This is a genomic window from Acinetobacter sp. AL9, assembly GCF_041464035.1.
GTDB lineage: Bacteria > Pseudomonadota > Gammaproteobacteria > Pseudomonadales > Moraxellaceae > Acinetobacter > Acinetobacter towneri.
The window spans coordinates 1-23348 of sequence record NZ_JAYFSK010000011.1; the positions used below are offsets into that span (position 1 = coordinate 1).

The window sequence follows — 23348 nt, forward strand, 5'->3', positions numbered from 1 at the left end:
TAGCTCTGTCACTGATATTCAAACCTGAAATAGCACCATATTTAGCCCACACCTCGCTACGAATACGACCAAGTAAAACAGCTTGTTTCTCAAGCTGTTTGTACTTTTGCACATTCAAGTTTTTACAATGGTGGATGCGTGTTAGTTTCAAAAGTTATTCCTTGATGTTCACTAATTCTTTAACTTTTTCTTTGTATTTTCTTAATCCGTAAAGTCGAGAGGAAAAACAATGAATAATCGCTAACAAGTCTTGTGTTACTTCTTCCGTTGGGGAAAGAGATTCTTGATTCATAATAATAACTTTACAACCATGTCTTTCAGCAAAAGATTCAAACCACTCAAAACCAAAACGCACCAAACGGTCTTTGTGAGCGATGACAAGCATTGAAACTTTACCCATTTCAATATCAAGAAAAAGCTGATTGAATTTCTTTCTTTTATAATTCAAACCACTTCCAACCTCTGACACCCAATCATCAACAGCATAGCCATTTACAGTACAAAAAGTTTCTAAAGCTGACACCTGATTAGCTAAATCGGGCTTTTGAGCAACACTAGATACCCTTGAATAAACAATTACTGATGATTTAGCTTCCGTTGCTTTTATACCGATATATTCAAGGTATTGATCGTGCGTGTAGTATCTGCGATTTTTAGGATTTCGACATGCAACCAAAATACCTTCGGCATCCCATCTTTGTAGAGTTTTAACCGACTTCCCAATCATTTCACCGAATTTAGCAGGAGAATACATTAATCAATCTCCGCTAACTTCTTGAAATCCTCAAGTGTATAGTCTTTAAATATGGATTCATCACAATATATGGCTAGATCATTGTCTTCATCCCATCCACAGATAGGGCATGTATAAGGGGATGATGCGACTCCTAGCTGATTATATTTTAATAAAATATCGTCACAAACCTCATAAAGTTCTGAATCCTCATGATGATCAACAACTTCAAGGAAAATTAGTTCACTAATATTTTCTGCAAATTTTTTGTATTTTTCAGGCACTTCTAGTTGATATGGCTCTACTAAATCATCTAGTTTTTTAGCGCAAGCATCACCAAAAATCTCTAATAATTTTTCCTCATATTCTTGACAGCGCATACCTTGTCCTGAAACGTGAGTACATTCAGAAAAGCCTGTATTTGCATTAATAAAATCAGCATAGGTGGGGCATTTATCGGAGAGTGATTGATTTGTTTTTTCAGGGTACGAAGAACAATCATAGCCTAAATCTACAATATCGGTTTCATAGAAATCATTCTTTGACCACTCACCATAGACCCATGATGCAAATTCCTTAATAAACCCATCTTTATTTTCAGGGGATACAAAATAAGCAAGGTCTTGCTCTACTTTCTTTAAGCTTTCAGTCAAGTATTTCATTGCAAGTTTTTTTAAAATTTAATACCTAAATTGTATATGTTTGACTATATGTGTCAATATAATTATTTTCTATAAATCACTCCTTAAACACAGGACATCTTGACTCTGATGTTCACTATAGGCATGTGAGATTGACTAGATCTTGACCAAAAAAATCAATATCATTGACAAATGACGACAAAAATAAACCGATAACACATGCAACAATTCAAAGAATATACGGGCTCGGTCTATGGTGGCTTAGGGCATTTATTGATGTGCTATTACCAAGCAAAAAAGCTGCCCATTCCAGAAAAATTACATCAGATTCAAAATCTGGAACGTTTTGATTATGCCCTCTGGCGTGACTTGCTCAGCACTTTGGAGCAACAATTACCACAACCTGCTTTGGGTTTGGAAATTGCCAAATACGTGCAGCCCAAACATTTAGGCATCATTGCATATTTAGCCTTGTCCTGTGATCATCTGGGCGAAGCATTACAGCGTTACCACGATTTTCATCGCTTGATTTACGATGGTGGCCCATTGCAGGTCGAAGCACAAAACGATTACTTATCCATTCGTTGGTCAGAATTATCCGTGCACATGACCACACAATTAACCGATGAAATTGCCATTGCCTTGATGATGGAATTTTTGAAGCACTTTATGCAGTTTGAGGATATTTGCCTGCACGAAGTACATTTTCATCATCCTGCACCCAAAAATATTGCACTGTATGAGCAGTATTTTCATTGTAAAGTGCGCTTTTCTCAGCCAATTACCCAAGTGTTGTTGCCTGTTTCCGAACTGGCAAAACCTTTTCATCAGGGCGATCAAACCTTACAGCATTTATTGTTGCAACAGGCGCAAGCCTTACTGGAAAAGCTACCGAATAGCACCCAAACCGATCAGCGTTTACAGCAAGCCATTTTGACGGGGCTGCAAAAAAATATGTATCAAATTGAACATATTGCTCAGCAATTACATATTTCTGTACGTCAGTTGCAACGTCATTTGCAACAGCAAGGCACGACCTACCAAAAACGCATGCAGGAAGTACGCTGTTTATTGGCAGAACAATATTTACAAGACCCACATTTAAGTCTGCAAGAAATTGCGCTATTGCTGGGTTATTCAGAACAAAGTGCCTTTCAGCGTGCGTTTAAACAATGGACGCAGCACACACCACAACAATGGCGGATGCAACGTGCTTCATGATTGCTTCTTTTTACTTTAATTTGTGTTAAATTCATCACAATATCGATCTAAAATGCGATAAATTTAATTGAAGTTTGATTAATTAACTCAAAAAATAAGCACTGGAGAATCAAATTGAATAAGTATTTCGCAGAACTGGCTGGCACATTCTAGCTGGTATTTGGTGGTTGTGGTGGTGCGGTATTGGCTGCAGCTTTTCCTGAATTGGGCATTGGTTTTGTGGGGGTATCCCTCGCGTTCGGTCTGACCGTATTAACCGCGGCCTATGCACTTGGGCACATTTCAGGTGGTCAATTTAACCCTGCAGTCAGTATTGGTTTGTGGGCAGGTGGACGTTTTGAAGCCAAAGAACTCGCACCGTATATTATTTCACAAATTATTGGTGCGACTCTGGCCGCACTGGTGTTGTATCTGATTGTACAGGGTCAGGCAGGTTTTGCAGGCACAGGCGGTTTCGCGACCAACGGTTATGGTGATTTATCTCCAGGAAAATATGCCCTCAGTTCAGTATTATTGATTGAAGTGGTACTCACTGCTGGCTTTTTGATGGTGATTATGGGTGCAACCGCCAAACGTGCACCTGCAGGTTTTGCTCCAATTGCAATTGGTTTGGCACTGACCTTAATCCATCTGATCAGTATTCCTGTAACCAATACTTCCGTGAACCCTGCACGTAGTACAGGTGTGGCGTTCTTTGCTGAAACTGCAGCACTCAGCCAGCTTTGGGCTTTCTGGGTTGCACCGATTGTAGGTGCGGTGATTGGTGCGGTGCTGTATCGCGCTATGGCAAAAGCTGAAGACTGATCTTCAAAACTTTAAATCCACAGCTTTTCAAGATGTCTGGGATTTATCTAAAAACACACAAAACAACAAAGCCCGTTCAAGCGTTTGAGCGGGCTTTTTAATGGCTTAGATGAGCAGATTAAAGTAGATTTAATATCTTGAGATGGCATCCATTATAAAAATGGATTTTCAATTTCACCCGCTTCGGGACGATCTAACTTTTCAGGCAGATTCGGAGTCTGCTCCAAAGTTGCAACAACTTCATTCAAAAAAGCCTGTAGTGCTTTGGCTGCCTGTAAACCCGCCTGATCTTTGCTGATTTGCAAATTGCCATACACATTGATGCAATCTAAATCATTTTCTAAGGTTAAGTCATGAATCGCATGTGATTCAGTCCCATTTTGAAACGGTTTAAACATTGAATTCACCTTAGCATGAAGGATGCAATATCCATCATCTTAACCCAGTTTAAGATTTCAACAACTGTAAAATATATTGCAATAAAGCTTCAATCAATTGCTTCACAATTGCATCTTGGGTATCTGCATCAATGCTAGCACCCGATGCAGGACTACTGCCTGAGCGTTTAAATTCGGTTTGCAAGGCTTGTAATTGCTCAGCAGATACATCTTCTGCGCACTGGCTTTCTGCATCCCAATGTGAGTAGGCAATCGGTGTATTGGCTTTTACAGCATTTGCAGTCAAAGGCAATTTATAGGTATTGCGCTTTTGTTCTTCACTTAATTGTGGGAATAAATTAATGCCCAACTGTTCTTCTAAATAGCAGACACTCACCACTTGCACCTGTAACGAGTCGTTATTGGGCGCGTAATAAGCCCCTATCGCGCCTGTTTTGGGCATATACACAGCTTTATACACCGCAGTCGGCACAATAACGCCCTGCCCAATGGTTTTTAGACGCTTGGCATTAAAACTTGGCCCCGTAATCACATACACATCTTGCTTTTGCTTAGTCACCACCGCTCGGGTGGCTTCTTCAAGTTCACGCCAGACCTGCTGATTATTTTTAGGGGCTTGCGGCACCATATTTGCCAAAGAAAAACTGTCAAACTGGGCTGCCAAGTTGGTCATGTCGGCATTCGGTGCCATGTGTCCACGGTCATAACCCGAACCACGATAATCCAGCAAAGTCGCACGATGCTCGGCTTTGACGCGCGGTTCTTCGTGAAAGTTATCTTCACGTGGAATCCGCTGACTCAAACGCGCTGGTGTTAAGGCTTCTGCCACCCATAACGGGGTTTTGGATACCCCTGAATACATCACATTAAAGTCATTAAAACACAGCGGATAGCTGTCTTTTTGCAGGCTATTTTTCAGTAAATAGGGCGGCGTTTCTCGATAGAACTGGGTTAGGCAAGCACTATTTCCTGAACTCGGCACCAGTGAAGTCCACTGGCTAATTTTTTCTTGACCAAAAGCAATCACAAAACTCCCTGTTGCCACTACACCGAGTAGCACTTTCAAGCTGTTTTGATTGAAAATTTGAGTCCAAATGTTGTTGGAATTGCGCCGTTTTCTTGCCATAACCGTTACTGTGACTTCGCTCTAAATCCGCAGAGTTTGCCCGAGCTTAACAATCCACTCACAGCTTGTATATGAAGCACCTCTTGTTCGTCTAACAATTAAACAAAACCCGCGCCATAACACCACAAAAGCCATACACAGCCTGAGTTTTAAGCACTTTTGACATCAGTCTAGATCAAGTTTGGTAGATTTGATTGCATCCGTTTTAGCGAATCTGCCAAGCTAAATACACCTTAAAGACATCGCTCAGCGACACCCAAGCGCATTGCGCTGCTCTAGCTGGATGTCATTGACGATTTAAATTGGTTTTAACTTTATTTTTGCGATTTTTGATGGAGAAATACATGCGTTTTCATCTTTTTGCTTGTGCTTTGGTTGGTAGCAGTATCAGCATTTCTGCCTTTGCCGAACCACCCATTCAAGCAGGTGATACTTTAGAAAGTTTATCTAAAGTCAAAATAAGCACCACGATTAATGGGCAAGCAGGCTCACTACAAGAATTAATCGCCAATGGTCAGATACGCATTGTACCGAGTACAGATACAAACTTAACAAGTCCAGCAGAAAATATAGCGCAACAGCCTGCAAACCAAATTTCAGCCGAACAAGCCAATCTGGCTCAAGACAATGTACCGATGACGATGCCTGTCGGGACTGAATCCGAACTGCAACACGCAGCGCAGGCAGAGCAAGTGAGCGAACAACACATACAAGCCACCTCTGCGCCATTATTGTCATCTTCAGCCGATTTACCTGTAAATGCTGGCGATGATGTGGATGTCACCGCAGAAGCGCTAAATGCTGCACCACAAAACCCTGCTGCATCTGAACAAGCAGCAGTCAATCTGCCCACGACTGAACGGCTTGAAACCACAGCACCTGCGGCACAGGGCGCAGATGTAAACGATATAGATTTAAGCCATCTACAACCAAGTGATACGGAACAATAAGATCTGTTTAAGACCAATCTTGAGCTAAAAATAAAAAACCAGCACTTTATAATGCTGGTTTTTTAAAATCTATTGAGCAGTTTTTAAATTTCGATTTGACTACCCAATTCCACCACACGGTTGGTTGGAATTTGATAGAAATCACTCACAGGACTGGTATTGCGCTGCATTGAAATAAACAGTTTTTCACGCCACGGTGACATGCCATCGCCCACCGTATGCACAATTCGATCACGCGAAATAAAGAAGCTCATTTGCATCATATCGAATTCAAACTCAAGCTGTTCATAGGCTTGTTTCAAGGCATTTGGAATATTTGGCTGATCTTTAAAACCGTAATACATGGCAATCCGATAAAAACGATCATCCAGTTTTTCGACTTGAATCCGATCTTGCTGCGCCACAAATGGAATATCACGCGTGATGACCGTTACCATAATATTGCGTTCATGTAAGACCTTGTTGTGCTTAATATTATGCAACATGGCATGTGGCACAATGTTAGGCGTACCTGTCAAGAAAATCGCATCGCCAGGGACAAATTTGGTTTCATTGCCCATACTAATACTGTGAATGAATAGGTCTATCGGCAAGGCATCTTTTTCCAAACGATTGAAAACCAATGCACGACCATCTTTCCACGTTATTAAAATGGTATACATGATGGCGCCAATTAAAATTGGCACCCATCCCCCTGACACAATTTTGAGCGAGGTCGAAGCCACAAAAATTAAATCTAGGGTTAAAAATGGCACTGCAAAAAGGGCAACTTTCCACATCGGCCAACGCCAAAAACCATAGGCCAACACTGAAATTAAAATAGTGCCACACAGCATGGTCATGGTCACTGCCACACCATAGGCACTGGCAAGATTGGCACTATTTTCAAACAGTAAAATTAAGATGAGCACCGAAATAAATAAGGCCCAGTTAATGAATGGCAAATAGATTTGACCACGTTCGACATCGGACGTGTGGCGTACCGTCAGGCGAGGCAAATAACGCAATTGAATGGCCTGATTAACCATTGAAAATACCCCTGTAATCACCGCTTGAGAAGCGATCACCGCTGCAGCTGTGGCTAAACCAATCATCGGGTATAAGCCCCATTCAGGCACCAACATATAGAACGGATTTTCAATCGCTGCAGGGTTACGTAGCAATAATGCCCCTTGTCCTGCGTAATTCAATAACAAGCAAGGTAAGACAATCAAAAACCACGCGAGGCGAATAGGCATCCGCCCAAAATGCCCCATATCGGCATAGAGTGCTTCGCCACCCGTCATGGTTAAAATCACCGCACCCATGGTGAGAAATGCAACAAAGGGTTGCTCTACTACAAAGTTAAACGCCCAGTGTGGACTGACCATGGCCAATACAAATGGGGTTTGGATGATACTGAGCAGCCCTGCACCGCCAATGGCTAAAAACCACAGCAAAGTCAGTGGGCCAAAAAATTTGCCCATAGTGCCTGTACCATGACGCTGCACAATGAACAGTCCTGCCAAAATACCAATTGAGAGCGGTACGAGCCATTGATTAAAAATAGGCGTGGCAATACTTAGCCCTTCGATAGCCGACAATACTGAAATAGCGGGGGTGATAATACCATCGCCAAAGAAAAGTGATGCGCCAATAAAGCCAAGTGCGATCAGAAAGATTTTTTTGTCTTCGGCAATGCGGGTGGTGCGCAGGTTCAATGCCAATAATGACATGATCCCGCCTTCGCCATTGTTATCGGCACGCATAATGATAGTGACGTATTTGAAGCTGATGGTGAGCATCATGCACCAGAAAATCAGGGATAAAATTCCCAATACACTGGCTTGAGTAATTGCAAGATGGGCCGTTAAAAAAGTTTGTCGGAAGGCGTACAGGGGGCTGGTTCCGATATCCCCAAATACGACGCCGAGCGCAGCCAAGGTAATGACGGGTAAGGCTGCTTTTTTTGCAGTACTTTGCATAGGTGTCTTCGATTTAGACGGTATTTTTGAGAATCATAGCACTACGCTGAAAGTTTTTCTCTAAATCAAATGTTTCAACTTGGCTTTGTACTATTTTTTGGTTATTATCCACCGCCTATGGTGAAGTGTCCGAGTGGCTGAAGGAGCACGCCTGGAAAGTGTGTATACGTTAATAGCGTATCGAGGGTTCGAATCCCTCTTTCACCGCCAAATTAGTTGTTTACGGTATTATCCCGTAGTTTTAAGGGCTTGAATCTAAAGGGTTTAAGCTTTTTTTATGTCTAATGCAATCTACTTTATCTATTGCAAGCTTGATCTTGTTGGGGGTATAACTAGGGGTATAATAAATTACCCCCAAAATTATACCCCCAATTCTGTGGAATCATTGCAATGCTTACAGATGCTCAAGTCAGAAAAATAAAACCATCGGAAAAGAAAGCCAAATAATTACCTATGATCGAAATCTAGCACATATCACGGCTGGCGGGCTTGGTTATCGTGAATTCTAAAAGTTGAACCCATATAGGGGAAAGCCCCCTACTCACTTAGGTATGATTTATTCAAATCACCATTCATCTATTACTATTAAAACATATTCGTCCTTCTATGTATTTCTTATTAGTGGCGGGTTTTCCCGCTGCGGACAACTTCACACTATTGGATTTATGGGTACAGATACAATCAAAGCCTAAGAATCTGAAAGAAGCATATCGCCTGCATTAGACTGATAGCTATTCAGCTCATGTTGATTTTTACCCATTTTATCGACATGACAACCTGAATATGTTTATGTCATCGACATGACAACTCTCTCATGTCGATTTTTGTCAGTTTTATCGACATGAAAGCCTGAATATGTTTATGCCATACAGCTAAAGGAATAAGACAATATTCCTTTTAGGTTTTAAGCACATCAACAACCTGAACGCTAAATGTCACATCCTAAAGCGAATTAGCTTTTTAAAAAGGTCATAATCAGCCAACCACCCACCCAATAAAAAAACCGCTGCTCAATCTTCCAGATCAACACAGCGGTTTTAAACTCATCTTTTACAGATCAGTCACATCTTACATTTTCTTTTCTTCAATATTTAACGCATTGATTGCCAATACCGCCTGAGTACGATTTTGCACACCCAATTTACGGAAAATTGCGGTCACATGCGCTTTAATCGTCGCTTCAGAAACATCTAATTCATAGGCAATTTGCTTATTCAACAAACCTTCTGCCACCATCATCAATACACGGAATTGCTGTGGTGTTAAAGACTGAATACGTTCAGCCAAAGCTGTTTCATCTGCAGCGCGAGGGTCAAAGTTAACATTCGCAGCCAAGTTTGGCGGCAACCAAATCTCACCTTCTAAAACTTGACGAATTGCTTCACCAATATGGCTCGGATGTGCCGATTTTGGGATATAACCCATCGCCCCATGCGCAATTGAACGTTGAATAATCGATGCTTCTTCGTGAGCGGACACCACAATAATTGGGATAGATGGATATTGCGCACGCACATGCACCAATGCAGAAAAGCCCGATGCCCCTGGTAAATTCAAGTCCAATAAAACAAGATCAGGCTCAGGTCCATTTTCCAAACGTTCGTACAATTCATTAACTGCAGCAGTTTCATGAATTTGAGCTTGCGGTAAGCTATAACGAACCGCCTGAATTAAGGCATGGCGAAACAGCGGATGATCATCAACGATTAATATATTCATAACAGACGTGAGAGATCTTGGGCACAGTTGTTATATTCTAACCATACAAAGACAATTAAGGATATGCAAGACATGACTTTTTTGCATTTATTGTGCAATTAATCACAGAAAAGCGTTTATTTTTTATGTTTTCAGCGCTCAGTCAAAAAGGTTGATCATTTTGTGGATTTTTTAATCAGTTTTATTTTACAACCAAAACGCTCAAAACAAGATGTAATATGAAATAGAAAATATCCCAAGATAAGGGTTTATATCCGTACCGATTCAGACAAACTCAGCAACAAAGCAGGACAAGCGTTTGATATACCCTGGGCATGGTCGCAACAGTCGATATTAAAACGGGTGAAAAAACGGTGTTGGATTATCTGATCAAACCATTCAACAAAGCCAAAGAAGCCTTACGTGAGCGCTAAACAGAAATTCTCTTATACCTGAATTTAATGAATTATCTCATCTCTGATTCTTGCCTTCTCCCAAAACCCAACTGGGCTCAAGTGAAGGCGAGAATGAGGGCGATAATATCCTATGCCCTCTACAGTTTTATTTTTCACAGATTTTGCATTTCATCTTAATTGCCTAAACAATCTACAGCAACGCAGCAAATCCTCCTTTTCACCTCTTTCCAAGCCTGATGACACTGTGTATAACCATAAGTCACGCAATGAAAATGATAAGCATAGGCAAAACAGGTAAAAAACCGTTAGACTATGCATCTCTCTCATTCAATGTCGTTTCAGACAAATAAGAAGGTGAAGGTTGATGCCGCTCAATACTGTCGAAGAGCTTGTAGCAGATATCCGTGCAGGAAAAATGGTCATCCTCATGGATGATGAAGATCGTGAAAATGAAGGTGATTTAGTCATTGCCGCAACCCACGTTCGCCCTGAAGATATCAACTTCATGATCACACACGCGCGTGGTCTTGTTTGCTTAACCTTAAGTCGTGACCGTTGCCAGCAATTAAACCTACCGTTAATGGTTGATGCCAATGGTGCACAACACGGTACGAACTTTACTTTGTCGATTGAAGCTGCTGAAGGCATTACCACGGGTATTTCTGCCGCAGAACGTGCGCATACCATTCAAACCGCTGTCGCTGCACATGCCAAGCCTGCCGATATTGTTCAGCCTGGGCATATTTTCCCACTCATGGCACAGCCAGGTGGTGTATTGCACCGTGCAGGACATACCGAAGCAGGTTGTGATCTTGCCCGTTTGGCAGGTTTAGAGCCTGCATCGGTAATTTGTGAAATCATCAATGAAGACGGCACGATGGCGCGTCGTCCAGATTTAGAAATTTTTGCTGAAAAGCACGGGTTAAAAATTGGTACTATTGCCGATTTAATCCACTATCGCATGACCAATGAACAAACTGTAGAGCGTTTGGATCAGCAAAGCATCGACACCGAATATGGTACTTTTGACTTATATCGCTACCGTGAACTGGGGAACCCAGACATTCACTTGGCATTGGTCAAAGGCGAGCCGAAAGAAGGCGTTACCACAGTACGTGTGCATGGTTTTAATCCAACCCGTGATTTGCTGAAGCTGAAAAAAGCAGATGGTTCGGCAACTTGGAATTTAGACCGTGCTTTAAAAGAAATTGCCAACAGTGAACGTGGTGTTTTGGTCTGGATTGGTCAAGCTCAATTGCAAGACTTGGGCCCTGCCCTAGACAGCCTTAAATCCCCGAAACAAGGCAAAGCCAATGCTGCATTGTCACAGCAATACCAAACCATTGGCGTGGGTGCACAAATTTTACGTGATTTAGGCGTTGAAAAAATGAAGCTACTCAGCTCACCATTACGTTTCAATGCTTTATCAGGCTTTAACTTAGAAGTGGTGGAATATATCACCGCAGATCCAACATCAGAGAAATAATCGAGGTTGCTATGGCAATTCGCCGTATTGAAGGTTTATTACATCTCGCTAGCGAAGGCCGTTATGCGATTTTAGTCGGTCGTTTTAATAGTTTTGTGGTTGAGCATTTGCTTGATGGCGCAATTGACACATTGAAACGTCATGGCGTATCAGAGGATAATATCACCGTTGTTCATGCACCAGGCGCTTGGGAACTTCCTGTTGTGGCTAAAAAATTAGCTGCATCGAATGGTTATGATGCCATTATTGCACTCGGCGCAGTGATTCGCGGTAGCACTCCACACTTTGACTTTGTTGCAGGCGAATGTGCCAAAGGCTTAGGTGTGGTTGGTTTAGATACTGGCTTACCTGTGATTAACGGTGTATTGACTACGGATAGTATTGAACAAGCAATTGAACGCTCTGGAACAAAAGCAGGTAATAAAGGAAGTGAAGCTGCCTTAACTGCAATTGAAATGGTTAACTTGTTAAAGGCTATTTAACGCTATGTCGCAAACACTTCAAGCAACTTATGCAGCAAAACGTAAAGCACGTCGTTTTGCTGTGCAAGGTATTTATGAATGGCAGATGAGCCACAATCCAGTACATGAAATTGAAGCACGTACCCGTGTGGAAAATGCCATGCACAAAGTGGATCTCGGCTATTATCATGAATTGTTGACTCAAGTGGTTGCCAATCATGAAGCATTGGATGCATTACTGGTGCCTGTTCTTGATCGTGACATTCAAGCACTCGATGGTGTTGAACTCGCCACCTTACGTTTAGGTGCTTATGAGTTAGAACAACATCTGGAAATTCCATACCGTGTGGTATTGGATGAAGCGATTGAATTGGCAAAACACTTTGGTGGTGCAGACAGCCACAAATACATCAATGGTGTATTAGACCGTCTTGCCAACAGCTTACGTGCAGCAGAAAAGCAACAAAGCAACTAATTCAAAGTATTGAGTCGATTGTTGTATGGCTGAGTTTTCCATTATTGAGACCTATTTCAACAGACCGCGTCCCGATGCAGTCGATTTAGGTGTCGGTGATGACTCAGCTCTGCTCACCCCTCCGCCGCAACAACAATTGGTCATTTGTGCCGACACTTTAGTCGCTGGACGACATTTCCCCCTCGATACCAACCCACATGCGATTGGTTGGAAATCGGTTGCGGTCAATTTATCTGACATTGCCGCCATGGGTGCCACCCCACACAGTATTTTACTGGCATTGAGCCTACCCCAAATTGATCATGACTGGCTCAAAGGTTTTAGTCAGGGTTTACATGATTGTTGCGATCAATTCGGGGTAAGTTTAATTGGTGGAGATACCACACAAAGCCCGCATCTCACCATTTCCGTTACCGCCTTAGGCTGGATTGAACAAGGACAAGCAATTCCACGTTCAGGCGCACAAGTCGGCGATTATATTTGTGTCAGCGGACAAGTCGGCGATGCCGCTTTTAGTTTAGATCATCTCGATCATCCCTTAAAACAGCGCCTAGACTATCCGACCCCTCGCTGCCAACTCGGGCAACAGCTCAAAGGTCTGGCTTCAAGCATGATTGATGTTTCAGATGGCTTGGCACAAGATTTAGGGCATATTCTCAAAGCCTCTCAGGTCGGTGCTTGTGTTGAACTCAGCCAACTGCCTATAGATACTGCATTAACCGAATTACCACAACAAAAGCAGTGGCAATATGCCTTGGCAGGTGGCGATGACTATGAGTTATGCTTTACAATAAGCCCACAAAATTATCAGCAGCTTTTGCAAAAACCGCTGAATACCCCTATTCATATTATTGGCAAAATTAACAATCAAAACCGCTTAAGCTTTGAACAGAATGGCGTAGATCGTTCACTTCATTTTCATGGATACCAACACTTTGCAAAAACCCGCGATTAATTTCAAAGCCATGTCTTGGACTGACCGACTGATTGTATGCTGTGGTGTTGGCTTCGGTTCAGGTCTACTACCCAAAGCTCCCGGTACCTTTGGTTCGGCCTTTGCCCTACTGTTCATTCCCATTTGGTTCGCGCTTGGTTTCATTCCAAGCCTTTTTGCCATTGCCATCATGTCCCTCGTTGGCATATATATCTGTGGACGTACTGCACAGGTTATGGGCGTACATGATGATGGTCGTATTGTTTGGGATGAATTTGCAGGACAATCGATTACCTTTTTACCCCTGATTTTTATCAATCAAATCAGCTGGGTCTGGGTAATTGTGGGTTTTGCCCTATTCCGACTATTTGATGTGTGGAAACCTTGGCCAATACGTGTGATTGACCGTCGGGTCGAGGGTGGTTTTGGCATCATGCTGGACGATATTATTGCGGGTCTTTGGGCCGCATTATGTATTTATATTTATTTATCTTTTACTTTGGTTTAGCCATCACTAGGATTCAACATGTCTACCACCTTGATTATTCTTGCAGCAGGTAAAGGCACGCGCATGCGTTCAAATTTACCAAAAGTATTACAACCTCTTGCAGGACGCCCACTCTTGGGTCACGTGATTGATACCGCAAAAAAATTACAAGCCGATCATATTATTACCATTTACGGTCACGGCGGTACTTTGGTTCAAAATGCTTTTGCACATGAACAGGTGCAGTGGGTCGAACAAGCGGAACAGCTCGGCACAGGTCACGCAGTCAAAGTGACTTTGCCTGTTTTACCACATGAAGGCGTATCCCTAATTTTATCGGGAGATGTACCTTGCATTACAGAGCAAACTTTACAAAAGCTGCTCGATGTTTCACGTGAAACCCAAATTGGATTGGTGACACTCACCCTTGCCGATGCTACGGGTTATGGTCGTATTGTGCGTGAAAACGGTAAAATTCAAGCAATTGTTGAACATAAAGATGCATCTGAAGCACAGCGTCAAATTCAAGAAATCAACACGGGTATTTACTGCGTCAGCAATGCCAAATTACATGAATGGCTGCCAAAACTGAGCAATAACAATGCGCAGGGTGAATATTACCTGACCGATATTGTGGCGATGGCAATTGCCGATGGTTTAGAAGTTGCATCGGTAGAACCTCAACTGGCTTTTGAAGTAGAAGGCGTGAATGACCGTGTGCAATTGGCTGCATTAGAACGCGAGTTCCAGAACTTCCAAGCCAAGCAACTCATGCAACAAGGTGTGCATTTAATTGACCCAACCCGTTTTGATTTACGTGGTAATCTCACTGCAGGTAAAGACGTTCGCATTGATATTAACGTAATTATTGAAGGCGATTGCGAACTGGGTGATGGCGTAGAAATTGGTGCAGGTTGTATCCTCAAAAACACCAAAATTGCTGCGGGCACTAAAGTTCAGCCGTATAGCGTATTTGACCAAGCGGTTGTAGGTGAAGCTGCGCAAATTGGTCCATTCTCACGTTTACGTCCGGGTGCGGTATTGGCCAATGAAGTGCATATTGGCAACTTTGTTGAAGTGAAAAACAGTCAAATTGGTTTAGGCTCCAAAGCCAACCACTTTACCTACTTAGGTGATGCCGAAGTGGGTGCAGGCAGCAATATTGGTGCAGGTACGATTACTTGCAATTATGATGGTGCCAATAAATTTAAAACCATTATTGGTGACCAAGTCTTTATTGGTTCAAATAGTTCATTGGTTGCACCTGTCACCATTGCCAATGGTGCAACGGTAGGCGCAGGATCGACCATTACCCGTGATGTTGCAGAACAGTGTTTAGCTGTGGAACGTTCTAAACAGTTCACTAAAGAAAATTATCAACGTCCACAGAAATTGAAAAAATAAGAGGAAGTTCCTATGTGCGGTATTGTCGGTGGCGTTGCAGAACGTAGTATTACCAATATCCTCATTGAAGGTTTAAAGCGTTTAGAATATCGCGGTTATGATTCCGCAGGTTTGGCATTGATTAGTCAAGGTCAGGTCTTGCGTGAGCGTCGTGTCGGTAAAGTAGCAAATCTTGAGCAAGCAGTACTAGATTCTCAAGTCACAGGTTCACTCGGTATTGCCCATACACGTTGGGCAACACATGGCAAACCGACAGAAAACAATGCACATCCGCATATTTCTGGCAATGTTGCTGTCGTACACAACGGTATTATCGAAAATTATCAAGAACTGAAAGATGAGCTAGAAGCTTTAGGCTATATGTTCAGCTCTCAAACGGATACTGAAGTGGTTGCGCACTTGGTCAACCATGCTCTTAAAACTGCACCGAATTTATTGGTTGCGGTACAGCAAGTCGTGCCTCAACTGAAAGGTGCTTATGCTCTGGGAATTATCCATACCGATTATCCAGATGAATTGATCACGGTACGTGAAGGCTCGCCTTTAGTGATTGGGGTCGGTATTGGCGAAAACTTTATCAGTTCAGACCAATTGGCATTATTGCCAATCACCAACCGTTTTATGTATTTGGAAGAAGGTGATATCGCACGCTTAACTCGCGACAGCATTGAAGTTTTTGTAAACGGTCAAACGGTTGAACGCCCTGTAAAAGAGTTGGATGCAACTGTAAGCAATGCATCGAAGGGTGAATATAAACACTACATGCTCAAAGAAATTTATGAGCAGCCTGAAGCAATTCAACAAACCATTTCACAAGCATTGAATGGCAACGCTTTACGTGAAGATTTCCTGAAAGATGCCGAGCTTGATTTTGCCAAGATTCAACAGGTACAGATTATTGCCTGCGGTACCAGCTACCATGCAGGGATGATTGCAAAATACTGGTTTGAACAGCTGATTAACTTGCCATGTCATGTGGAAATTGCCAGCGAATACCGTTATCGCACCCCAGTCATTGTGAATAACACATTGTATGTGTGCATTTCACAATCTGGTGAAACTGCAGATACTTTAGCTGCTTTACGTGATACGCAAAAACGTGCTGCTGCAAAAGGCTTAAATATTAGCACCATGACCATTTGTAACGTGGCAACTTCATCTATGGTGCGTGAAACCAATCATAGTTTGTTGACGCTTGCAGGTCCTGAAATTGGTGTGGCATCGACCAAAGCCTTTACCACACAATTGGCAGCATTAATGCTGTTAGTGCTCAAAATTGGTCAGGTGAAAAATGCAATTGCAGCGACAGAAACGGCTGAAATTATTGCAGGCTTATGGCACACACCAAAAGTAATTTTAGATACTTTGCAAAATGATACGGCAATTTTACGTTTGTCTGAATTGTTTGTAGAGAAAAATCACTGCTTGTTCTTGGGTCGTGGCACACAATTCCCAATTGCCTTGGAAGGTGCTTTGAAACTGAAAGAAATTTCATATATTCACGCAGAAGGTTATGCTGCGGGTGAATTAAAGCACGGCCCATTGGCATTGGTAGACAATGACATGCCTGTGGTGATTTTAGCACCGCAAGATGACATGCTGGATAAACTGAAATCCAATATGGAAGAAGTACAGGCACGTGGTGGTGAGCTGTTTGTATTTGCAGATGAACACAGCGGCATTCCTGCAGATAAAGAGCGTCAGCATGTGGTTTATGTACCGCAAGTCAGCGCGTTGCTTGCGCCAATTGTGTATAGCATTCCTGTGCAGTTGTTGTCTTATCATGTGGCGGTTTTGCGCGGTACTGATGTCGATCAACCTAGAAACTTGGCGAAAAGTGTAACAGTTGAATAATTTTTTTAACATTATTCAATGATTTAAATTTAATAAAATTATTTTAAATCACCTAAAAATCCGCAGTCGGCTTCATTTTTAGAAGTTCAGTACTGCGGATTTTTTATGTCTGATGCTTTTTATTTTTCGCATAGCTGCAGCGCATTGTAAGTGATATTAATATTTTTGCAGACAATGAAAACTTTTATAAAACAAACAACCTAAGTCATTTAACCGCACTTTTTTCCAAAAATGTTGTTTATTTATTCAGTCAGTACAATGACATGCAAAAAATGATTGACCCTATTTTTGCATCATGTATTATACACCGCATGCGGGAATAGCTCAGTTGGTAGAGCACAACCTTGCCAAGGTTGGGGTCGCGAGTTCGAGTCTCGTTTCCCGCTCCAAATTCAAAAAGCCTCAATCGAAAGATTGAGGCTTTTTTATTGATTTTATATTATGTTATCCCCGATCATACTTTCTTTATTATCTTTTATTTCACAGTTTCGGGCCCCAAATACGACATATTCGTAGGTAGTTGCAAAAAATAAATGCATTAAAATCATTAGATTTCTTTAATCCAATAGAATCTCATCAGCCAATCAAGCATCTCATTATCGACCAACTGGCATAATTTCATAAATCCATTTTTTTGTGTTTTAATGGTGATATCACAATGTAAAACACAATATTATGGATTTAATATTCAAAAAACCTGAAGAAGTTGTTGCTTTATTATGTGAGAGGCTTCGTAAAGAACGTCTTTATCTGGAAATGACTCAGGCAGATGTTGCTGCGCGTGCGGGTATTGGTGTGAATACTGTATCTAATCTAGAAGCTGGTCGAAATGTTTCATTTGAAAATTTAGTACGTGTTGCCATGGTGCTCGGCCGATTAAAAGAATTAGAGGAACTTTTCAAACCACATTTAAATAGTGTAGATGACATGCTCCGCTATGAGAGTAATACGGCTCGCCAACGTATCAAAAGGAAATGAATCCATGCTCAAAAAACTTGATGTTTACTACAATGGATGGGGCGAATATTGGCTTTGGGGCACACTAGTTTCCTCAACTGCAATCACAGGTCGACCATTGATTGCTTTTGAATACAGCGCAGAAGCAATTAGTAAAGGTTTAGAGCTTTCATCTTACCTACTTCCGCTAAAAGGTGACCCATTAAGAAAGAACTTTCCTGCACATCAAATGGGATTACCAGGCCCTATATACGATGCCTTACCCGATGGCTGGGGCATGCTCCTGATGGATCGCTTATTTAAAAAAAATGGACTTAATCCAGCACGAGTTGGGCCTTTAGAACGCCTCACGTATATTAGTACACATGCAATGGGGGCATTATCCTTTGAACCTTCAGCATCCGAGTTAACATTAGCTGAAAATATTCCATTGCTAAGACTCGCTCAAGAAGTTCAGGAAGTTCTCAAAGGAGAAGGTGCCGAATTTTTACAGCATTTATTAATTATGGGCGGGTCTCCACAAGGTGCAAGGCCAAAAGCACTTGTTTATCGTGATCCTGTCACTAATGAATTCTCAACAGTTCACTCACATCAACATGAAGCTTGGCTGATCAAATTTCCCGCTCAGCAAGAGCATCCTGAAGTTTGTGCAATTGAAACTGTTTATGCAGAATGTTTGCGTCATTGTCATATTGACACCCCAGACACCCAATACTTCACTCTTCCGAATGGCCTAACTGCATTTGCCTCAAAAAGATTTGACCGCTGCGATGGCATGCGCATCCCTATGCAAAGTTTAGCTGCCTTTACAGGGGCTGATTTTAAATCACCTGGGAGTTTAGACTACAGCAACTTTCTTCGTGCTACACACTTTTGTACCAATGATATTCGCGAAAAAGCGATTGCATTCAAGCGCGCTGTTTTCAATGTGGTGTTCAATAATCGAGATGATCATTGCAAAAACTTTTCGTTTTTAATGTCTCAAAATGGACAATGGAAACTCGCCCCAGCCTACGACGTTACTTTCTGTGAAGGCCCAGGTGGATATCATCAAATGGATATTATGGGTGAAGCACTGGATATTACTCGGTCTGCCATTGTCAAACTGGGCATTCAGGAAGCAGAGCTTTCTATTCAAGAGGTTGATGAAATGATTAACTCAATTTGCGAAGTTGCCAGCCGATTTACGAAGATTGCTCATGATCTATTACCTGAACAAATTAGATCTGAAACTCTCCAAATGATCCAAAATAGGATTGAGCATAATATTCATTTATTGAATTGAATATAAACCATCCGATTTAATCAAAAGCAATCTGGAAATACATATAAAATTTAATCAATAACAGATCAGTGATAAACCCCGAACCCAAGATGGTATATCCACTGCGGGCTTTGGTCATTATAAACAGACAAAGACAACTTACATCCCTCTTGCACTGCAAGCCCATACTCTAATGTTAGCTCCTTGAGTTGCGCAGGTGATAAACTCAACCAAGCATTATCAGGAGCTGGTTCAATATTAAAAGTGACACTTTTAACAGCTTGCTCATATTTTCCAGTCTGAATATTCAGTTCTACGGAATCTGGAAAATGCTGATAAATAGATAATTCATCATCCTCAACATCAAAGCTATATACTTCCTGATTTTGCATATCTCTTAGACATGTATCTTTATATAACTGTTCCGTTAGCAAAGCTGCATTCACCTGAATATTAGAAAAGAGTTGTTCACCTTCTGAAGCAAAAAAGTCCTGATTAAACTTTTGAATTTGTTCATCATCATATTTTGTAAAGTCGCAGGTATTGGCATTGAATCTAAGTCTGGCATCAACCACCAGTTCATTATTAGACCAAGGCAAAAGTTGCGATAAATCTTGCGATTTATATTGTTTTTTGGTGTCCACATAACCTTCATAACCAGGCCGATTAAATACCGCCTGCTTTTTTGGCTGAGTTCTATCTTTATTTGCACAGTATTTATAGTTAAATTGTGGAATTACAATGTTGGGATGTTGCACAATATTTAAGCGATGTCGATTAACACGCCCTGCTGTCTGAACTATCGACTGCACACTTGAAGCATCAATAATCGCCCAGTCAAAATCATGATCGCGCCCAACTTCTTCTACAGGCGTCGCAATCACAATCAATGGAATATCTATAGCGTTAGAGGTCTGAACGATATTTAATATCTCTTCATCCGTATAAATATGTTCATTTCCCGTTGGGCGTTTTGTGCCATTTTTATGCCGCGTGAGCAAAAAGTCGAGTCGTTTTTCTTTGTGGAATCGTGAAATTAGCCAATCATGAGCATGGTAACAAGCAATCTGTGCATGTGGTAGTCGGCCTGATAAATGCTTTGCTAAATCAATAGCATGTTTGATATTTGCCACACGGATTAAACCAAATGAAAGTTTTTTGTCCTGTTTTTTAAGTGACCATCGATGTTGTTGATGTAGAGCTTCTGTCTGCTCCAAAATCGTCCTTTTCCATTGATCAACAGAAGGATTTTCAATACTGGCTAAACGTGCCAAACGATATGGCTGTTCTGCTTTAACCGTAAGAACGTGCTGCAACTCATCTAAATGCTGTTGATAAACCTGATTAAATACTGATGGTTCATGGCTTTTTTGTACCAGTATTTTAGGCTTCAATTCATTGTCTGCAATCGCTGCAATAAATTTTTGTGGTTCCTTATATAAGGCTGCGCGAAGCTCGACTCCTGATTCAAAAGCGCGGTAAATGCTATCTGCGACTGTTGCTGAAAGCGTTGCAGATGAACAAATGACATGACGACCATACATTGCAGCCAATTGGACTAAACGCAATACAGCGATTAATGATTTAGGTTCATAACCATCAATTTCATCTAAAATCAGGTCACTGCTCATAATTCTGAGCAATGCTTTAACATGATGCCCTTGTCGATGTGGCTCGCCTGCCGCGATTAAATAATCAATCGTGGATACCAATAAAGGCGAGGCTAAAACATTTTGAGCAACTTTATCTACTCCCCTTTTTCCTTTGACTATTTTAGTAAATAGAGGATGCAACCACTGTGGTAAGTCTTGATCCTGTGCATAAGCATCAAATACAGGTTCTGGTAAATTTTCATCTTCATCAGCCACAGACGCATTTGCACGACTTTCATTAAATAACTTTTGGCTGACATGATCACCAATAATCACAGCAATTTCATCATCTGACAGATTCATGGAACTTTTAAGTGCATCACCAGTCTGTAATGTTAATGAACGCAGATTCAGTGCAATGGCAAGGCGTGGATCATTCGGTCTTAATATATCATCCTGGTTTTACCACTCCCCGTTCCTGCAATATTCAGCAATAAGCAAGGAGTATCTGGCATTTTATTGATTTGCTGAACCGTACCGGGTTTGTCGGAGACTTTTTATTTAAGTTAGGCCACTTGACCTAACGGTTTAATCTTATCATAGTACATTGCTTCAAACTCAAAAGGCGATACATAACCCAGTGCACTGTGTACACGCTTTTTATTGAACCAATCTACCCAGTTTAGTGTCGCAAGTTGTACATCCGCTAAACCTTGCCAATCTGCTTTTAGATATTCAATCACCTCTGTTTTGTATAAGCCATTCACCGTTTCAGCCAAAGCATTATCGTATGAATCACCCGTTGTACCGACTGATGCTCGTAAATTTGCTGCTTCTAAACGATTGGTATAGCGAATGGAAAGATATTGCACTCCTCTGTCGGAATGATGAATCACATTCTTTGGCATGCCTCGATCATGCAATGCTTGCTCCAGTGCATCAAGTACCATATCTGTATTCATCCGTGTTGATACTTTCCATCCAACAATTGCTCGCGAGAACACATCAATAATAAAGGCGGTGTAGACCCAGCCAGAATTGGTTTGAATATACGTAAAGTCACTGACCTGAGAAGCATTGCTTCGCAAGGGTCAGGTCGATCAGCACTAAAATTCCATTTCACTAAATCATCTGCTCGTTTTTGATCATCTCGGCTGCGGGTGGTTTGTTTATTCTTCCCACGCCAAACACCTTGTATACCTAGCTTTTGCATCAATCGAGCAACTGTACAGCGCGCAATAATATAGCCTTCACGTTTCAGTTTTTGCCAAACTTTACGTACACCATATCGACCTGAACTTTCCTTCCAAATTCGTTTAATTTGTTCAGCATGATGCTCATCATGTAAATCTCGTTTCGCTCGATGTTCTGGATTTACTGTGAGATCTAGTGTTCGATAATAGGTAGAAGCCGCGATTGGTAAAATCTTACAAATCGCCTCGACTCCGTACAGCTCTTTATTATTATGGATAAAATCCACCATTATTTGTGTGGGCGGTCGAGCTCCGCCTGGGCGAAAAAAGCGGCTGCTTTACGTAGAATTTCGTTAGCACGTTGCAGTTCTTTATTTTCGCGTTCCAGTTGTTTGATACGTTCTTGGTCTGAAAGCTGCTGTACTTTAACTGGATTTTGTTTATCTAAATATTTTTGATACCAAACACGTAGTGTTTCAGGAGTACAACCTATCTTAGGAGCAATTGCTGTGATTGCAGCCCAAGTAGAAGGATAATCTTTTTCGGATTCAATCAATAATTGAACCGCTCTTTCTCTGATTTCAGGGGTATATTTTGGTTTTGTCATTGGAACATTCTCTCAAGAAAGTTGGTCTCCGACAAACCCGGTACGGTTCAACTTTTAGCTTTTTACGATCTTTGCTGTCATGATTCGTTAAAGGAATAAATGGAATTAAACTGCTCTGGATTCGCTCAACATCAATAATAATTTTTTGCTCACCCGCAGTTTCCCGCTCCTGATAATACTTCCGCAAAATAAGTAAAATTAAGGTGTCATATACAGTCAAAGTTCGTTTTCGTATCAGTACAGGAAAATCATCTAAAGGCTGGTTCTCATCTTCCTGTTCATCCTCAATACTTTCGAGATTGATGATATAAGCTACACCTTTCTTGGCATCCAAAACCAACTGGATATAAACCTCTGCCAAATGTCTACGAATTTCCGCTTCATATCGGCACAATAAATCAAAAAGTTTTAAGTTTTCTGCTGCAAGAATAACCCCTTGACGCATGAGATAGACCAATACGCGTCGGGCTGCATGTGGCATAAGCGCATCTGTATCACGATCCTGAGCATGCTCCATCTCTGTTTGATTATCTGCATGTTGTTCCTCTGCCCCAGTTGTAGGAAACGAATCTTCTACAGGCTGATTAGCTTGGATTTCTATATTTTTCTCTGAATTTGAAGATGGTCTGCGTACCATTTCAAAGAAGTTGTCATGCTGTTGTATCTTATTTTCTGATTGCATC

19 protein-coding genes, 2 tRNA genes, 3 pseudogenes and 1 other annotated feature are annotated in these 23348 nt (G+C 41.5%); of the genes and pseudogenes, 15 read left to right on the plus strand and 9 right to left on the minus strand.

Annotation, left to right across the window (positions count from 1 at the left end):
* Positions 1 to 154: 154 nt before the first annotated feature.
* Both ACEO2X_RS04080 and ACEO2X_RS04085 read right to left on the minus strand, forming a co-directional pair.
* On the minus strand, positions 155 to 754 hold the full coding sequence (locus ACEO2X_RS04080) for an IS607 family transposase (RefSeq protein WP_016659757.1): 600 nt from the start codon (positions 752 to 754) through the stop codon (positions 155 to 157).
* Positions 754 to 1395 (minus strand): hypothetical protein, encoded by a 642-nt coding sequence (locus tag ACEO2X_RS04085; RefSeq protein ID WP_096902615.1) that lies wholly within the window; start codon positions 1393 to 1395, stop codon positions 754 to 756. The genes ACEO2X_RS04080 and ACEO2X_RS04085 overlap by 1 nt, the downstream gene beginning before the upstream one ends.
* A gap of 198 nt (positions 1396 to 1593) precedes the next feature.
* Here ACEO2X_RS04085 and ACEO2X_RS04090 point away from each other — a divergent pair, with 198 nt between their 5' ends.
* Together ACEO2X_RS04090 and aqpZ are read left to right on the plus strand one after the other, a co-directional pair.
* Complete coding sequence (locus ACEO2X_RS04090) at positions 1594 to 2595, plus strand: AraC family transcriptional regulator (protein ID WP_096902638.1); 1002 nt, start codon at positions 1594 to 1596, stop codon at positions 2593 to 2595.
* A 153-nt stretch (positions 2596 to 2748) separates the two neighbouring features.
* Positions 2749 to 3399, plus strand: coding sequence for an aquaporin Z (gene aqpZ / locus ACEO2X_RS04095; RefSeq protein ID WP_180060875.1), 651 nt, complete (start codon positions 2749 to 2751; stop codon positions 3397 to 3399).
* A 152-nt stretch (positions 3400 to 3551) separates the two neighbouring features.
* Here aqpZ and ACEO2X_RS04100 read toward each other — a convergent pair whose 3' ends face one another.
* On the minus strand, positions 3552 to 3797 hold the full coding sequence (locus ACEO2X_RS04100) for a hypothetical protein (protein ID WP_004974374.1): 246 nt from the start codon (positions 3795 to 3797) through the stop codon (positions 3552 to 3554).
* Between the two features lie 49 nt (positions 3798 to 3846).
* Positions 3847 to 4923 (minus strand): DNA/RNA non-specific endonuclease, encoded by a 1077-nt coding sequence (locus tag ACEO2X_RS04105; RefSeq protein WP_004974371.1) that lies wholly within the window; start codon positions 4921 to 4923, stop codon positions 3847 to 3849.
* A gap of 344 nt (positions 4924 to 5267) precedes the next feature.
* Between ACEO2X_RS04105 and ACEO2X_RS04110 the strand changes: the two genes are divergently transcribed.
* On the plus strand, positions 5268 to 5873 hold the full coding sequence (locus tag ACEO2X_RS04110; protein ID WP_004974369.1) for a hypothetical protein: 606 nt from the start codon (positions 5268 to 5270) through the stop codon (positions 5871 to 5873).
* Between the two features lie 83 nt (positions 5874 to 5956).
* Here ACEO2X_RS04110 and ACEO2X_RS04115 read toward each other — a convergent pair whose 3' ends face one another.
* Positions 5957 to 7837 (minus strand): potassium transporter Kup, encoded by a 1881-nt coding sequence (locus tag ACEO2X_RS04115; protein ID WP_371971115.1) that lies wholly within the window; start codon positions 7835 to 7837, stop codon positions 5957 to 5959.
* A gap of 119 nt (positions 7838 to 7956) precedes the next feature.
* Between ACEO2X_RS04115 and ACEO2X_RS04120 the strand changes: the two genes are divergently transcribed.
* Positions 7957 to 8047, plus strand: a tRNA-Ser gene (locus ACEO2X_RS04120).
* A gap of 858 nt (positions 8048 to 8905) precedes the next feature.
* Here ACEO2X_RS04120 and ACEO2X_RS04125 read toward each other — a convergent pair.
* Positions 8906 to 9556 (minus strand): response regulator transcription factor, encoded by a 651-nt coding sequence (locus tag ACEO2X_RS04125; protein ID WP_004974358.1) that lies wholly within the window; start codon positions 9554 to 9556, stop codon positions 8906 to 8908.
* Positions 9557 to 9799: 243 nt separating this feature from the next.
* On the opposite strand from ACEO2X_RS04125, the pseudogene ACEO2X_RS04130 reads away from it, so the two are divergent.
* The 11 genes and pseudogenes from ACEO2X_RS04130 to ACEO2X_RS04180 all read left to right on the plus strand — a co-directional run.
* Positions 9800 to 9969: pseudogene (locus ACEO2X_RS04130) on the plus strand (secretion protein HlyD); the annotation flags it as partial.
* A gap of 346 nt (positions 9970 to 10315) precedes the next feature.
* Entirely contained in the window at positions 10316 to 11437 is a 1122-nt protein-coding gene (ribBA, locus tag ACEO2X_RS04135; RefSeq protein WP_096902634.1) for a bifunctional 3,4-dihydroxy-2-butanone-4-phosphate synthase/GTP cyclohydrolase II, read from the plus strand.
* A gap of 11 nt (positions 11438 to 11448) precedes the next feature.
* Positions 11449 to 11919: a 6,7-dimethyl-8-ribityllumazine synthase gene (gene ribE / locus ACEO2X_RS04140; RefSeq protein WP_004974350.1), complete on the plus strand. Its 471-nt coding sequence runs from the start codon at positions 11449 to 11451 to the stop codon at positions 11917 to 11919.
* Between the two features lie 4 nt (positions 11920 to 11923).
* The gene (gene nusB, locus ACEO2X_RS04145; protein WP_004974349.1) at positions 11924 to 12373 is read left to right on the plus strand and encodes a transcription antitermination factor NusB; all 450 of its coding nucleotides are present in this window, start codon (positions 11924 to 11926) and stop codon (positions 12371 to 12373) included.
* 25 nt (positions 12374 to 12398) lie between these two features.
* The gene (gene thiL / locus ACEO2X_RS04150; RefSeq protein ID WP_179990266.1) at positions 12399 to 13328 is read left to right on the plus strand and encodes a thiamine-phosphate kinase; all 930 of its coding nucleotides are present in this window, start codon (positions 12399 to 12401) and stop codon (positions 13326 to 13328) included.
* Positions 13294 to 13815, plus strand: a complete 522-nt coding sequence (locus tag ACEO2X_RS04155) for a phosphatidylglycerophosphatase A (RefSeq protein WP_096902633.1) — start codon at positions 13294 to 13296, stop codon at positions 13813 to 13815. Before thiL ends, ACEO2X_RS04155 begins: the two co-directional genes overlap by 35 nt.
* Before the next feature lie 18 nt (positions 13816 to 13833).
* The gene (gene glmU / locus ACEO2X_RS04160; RefSeq protein WP_371971116.1) at positions 13834 to 15198 is read left to right on the plus strand and encodes a bifunctional UDP-N-acetylglucosamine diphosphorylase/glucosamine-1-phosphate N-acetyltransferase GlmU; all 1365 of its coding nucleotides are present in this window, start codon (positions 13834 to 13836) and stop codon (positions 15196 to 15198) included.
* Between the two features lie 12 nt (positions 15199 to 15210).
* A complete protein-coding gene (gene glmS, locus ACEO2X_RS04165; protein ID WP_179989014.1) occupies positions 15211 to 17052 on the plus strand; it encodes a glutamine--fructose-6-phosphate transaminase (isomerizing) in 1842 nt (613 codons plus the stop codon).
* Positions 17053 to 17365: 313 nt separating this feature from the next.
* A tRNA-Gly gene (locus tag ACEO2X_RS04170) sits at positions 17366 to 17441 on the plus strand.
* A gap of 286 nt (positions 17442 to 17727) precedes the next feature.
* Positions 17728 to 18030, plus strand: a complete 303-nt coding sequence (locus ACEO2X_RS04175) for a helix-turn-helix transcriptional regulator (protein WP_070153706.1) — start codon at positions 17728 to 17730, stop codon at positions 18028 to 18030.
* Between the two features lie 4 nt (positions 18031 to 18034).
* A complete protein-coding gene (locus tag ACEO2X_RS04180) occupies positions 18035 to 19294 on the plus strand; it encodes a type II toxin-antitoxin system HipA family toxin (protein WP_131261189.1) in 1260 nt (419 codons plus the stop codon).
* A gap of 65 nt (positions 19295 to 19359) precedes the next feature.
* Here the strand turns inward: ACEO2X_RS04180 and cas3f are convergent.
* The 3 genes and pseudogenes from cas3f to ACEO2X_RS04195 all read right to left on the minus strand — a co-directional run.
* Positions 19360 to 21395 (minus strand): annotated as a pseudogene (gene cas3f, locus ACEO2X_RS04185) (type I-F CRISPR-associated helicase Cas3f); the annotation flags it as partial.
* 36 nt (positions 21396 to 21431) lie between these two features.
* Positions 21432 to 22665, minus strand: a pseudogene (locus ACEO2X_RS04190) (IS3 family transposase).
* Positions 22274 to 22390, minus strand: a sequence feature (AL1L pseudoknot). Its footprint overlaps the pseudogene before it by 117 nt.
* Positions 22640 to 23347: a DUF4194 domain-containing protein gene (locus tag ACEO2X_RS04195; protein WP_371971117.1), complete on the minus strand. Its 708-nt coding sequence runs from the start codon at positions 23345 to 23347 to the stop codon at positions 22640 to 22642. The pseudogene ACEO2X_RS04190 and the gene ACEO2X_RS04195 overlap by 26 nt, the downstream one beginning before the upstream one ends.
* Position 23348 lies beyond the last annotated feature (1 nt).